The organism is Bartonella sp. AP36NXGY (genome assembly GCF_042195865.1).
GTDB lineage: Bacteria > Pseudomonadota > Alphaproteobacteria > Rhizobiales > Rhizobiaceae > Bartonella.
This window is the reverse complement of sequence record NZ_JBHIPD010000085.1, coordinates 1-1,802: the sequence shown is the minus strand read 5'-3', so window position 1 is coordinate 1,802 and position 1,802 is coordinate 1. Positions and strand designations below refer to the sequence as shown.

3 protein-coding genes are annotated in these 1,802 nt (G+C 36.8%); all 3 read right to left on the bottom strand.

All coding sequences use genetic code 11. The features are described 5' to 3' along the window. The coding region (locus ACFINX_RS09920; RefSeq protein WP_375668782.1) for an SMI1/KNR4 family protein at positions 1–210 on the bottom strand (210 nt) is incomplete at its 3' end. A gap of 108 nt (positions 211–318) precedes the next feature. Continuing rightward, complete coding sequence (locus ACFINX_RS09915; protein ID WP_375668781.1) at positions 319–783, bottom strand: SMI1/KNR4 family protein; 465 nt, start codon at positions 781–783, stop codon at positions 319–321. Between the two features lie 20 nt (positions 784–803). Then, positions 804–1,802 (bottom strand): HNH/ENDO VII family nuclease (locus ACFINX_RS09910; protein ID WP_375668780.1); only part of this gene is annotated, 999 nt, incomplete at its 5' end.

Genomic DNA, 1,802 nt, shown 5'->3' with positions numbered 1-1,802 from the left:
ATAAATGCTAAAAATTTCATAACCTCCAATTTCTCCTCCTCCATAATTTTTTAAAAAACTTTTGTAGGACGAGGTGAATTGTAAACCAAGAGTTCTCTCAGCCTTTTCAATCAATATATCATCAGGTGCATCCTCTGCAGTGCCAAAGTCGATAACATCCGGATACTTATTAATTAATTGTGCAACATCAGCTAAGGTATAGGTTTTCATAAGTCCTTCCCCCCTAAAAGGGATTAACAATTCTTGCATTTTTTGAAAACAAAAAAGAATGACGGCTTTAACAGTGTATTTCAAAAGGAAACCGCCCGACAAAAAGCGTCATTCCAAATTAGCTATAATCCTTTTACAGAGAAATTCATAAAAATTACTTGCGTAATACTGGGGATCGCTAGGTGGAAACTTAAGATAGAGCGGACATTCACCATCCTGAAACTGAGAGTAATCAAAATAAAATGTCTCACCAAAATCAGTTCTACTCACAACAAGCTGCTGTGGTTTTGCTAAACCATTTTCTACATCCGTTATATGATAATAAACAATATCATCACTACGAGCAATTTCAAAATTTGTATTATAAACACTTAATATTTCCTCACCACAGATCTCCGCTCTTCCATAGTTTTTTAAAAAACTTTTGTAGGAGGTTGTGAATTGCAATTTAAGAATCCCCTCTGCTTTTTCAATTAGTACATCATCAACGGTTTCATCTGTAGAGCCAAAATCAACACTATCACTATATTTATCAACCAGTATGACAACATCATCTAAAGTATAAGTTTTCATAATTTGTTCTCCATAAATTGTTATTTTTTAGCTTCTATATTTTTCTTTTCATACCCTTTAGCACGTTCTTTCCAGTATTGCGTCCTCCATTTATCGAATAGGTCTCTGTCAATAGCTGATCCCATTGTATTCGGATTAATGTGAATAGCAGAATTATGTTTATTATGAAACGCATTTGTAACTTCTGCTATGGGACCATCATGAGTTTGCAGCATGTGGTGTAATTCAATAGGCTTATTATCGAAACCTATAGGTGCTCTTCCTGCTTTCATCCTTTCAATATTTGTACCTGTCACTTTTTTCTTGTTAACTGTCCACTCAGAAATTCTATTAGGATCAAACAAGTCATCTCTCTGATAGACTTTATTTATCTGAGTAATTTTTTCTTCTTTGTGATTTATTTCAAACCCAACCTCAATAGGTTTTGACCAGAACTTTCTCTCTTGCCCCAAATATTGAGTTGCAATAGCTTCATCGCTCATTTTTTCTAGCGATTGTGCGATTTCTTTTCCCACATGAGCAGTATTTACTTCAGAACTAGTTGCTCCTGTTATAGCCGCTTCTTCAGCTTTAGATGCAAATTTGATGATATCTTTTTCTACAAGCTTGTTCGCAAGCTTTACGCCTCCCTTGGCTGCTGAAACAGCACCGTCAGTAAGCACTGTAGAACCCACTATATAAGCCACATCTCCTAATGGTTTACCTAGCATTTCACCAGATTCAAAACCCGCACTGAATGCGCCATCCCCTCCTTTCTCCATTGTTTCATGTATGTGATCTATATGCCCCCAAAAGGAATCCTTAACTCCTCCCCAGAATTGACCAGCTCCTTCCCAAACATCATCCAACATATGCCCACTCGTGGCCCAAGATGTTGCTGTTCCAATGCCTTGAAGAATATTTTGAGAGATCTCATCAACTGAACTGTTTCCTATTGCCAGACCTAATTCTTTAACGTCATGAGCTGTCTCAGATATTCCGTTTCCTATTGCTTTTACGGCACCAACAATCATACCCTT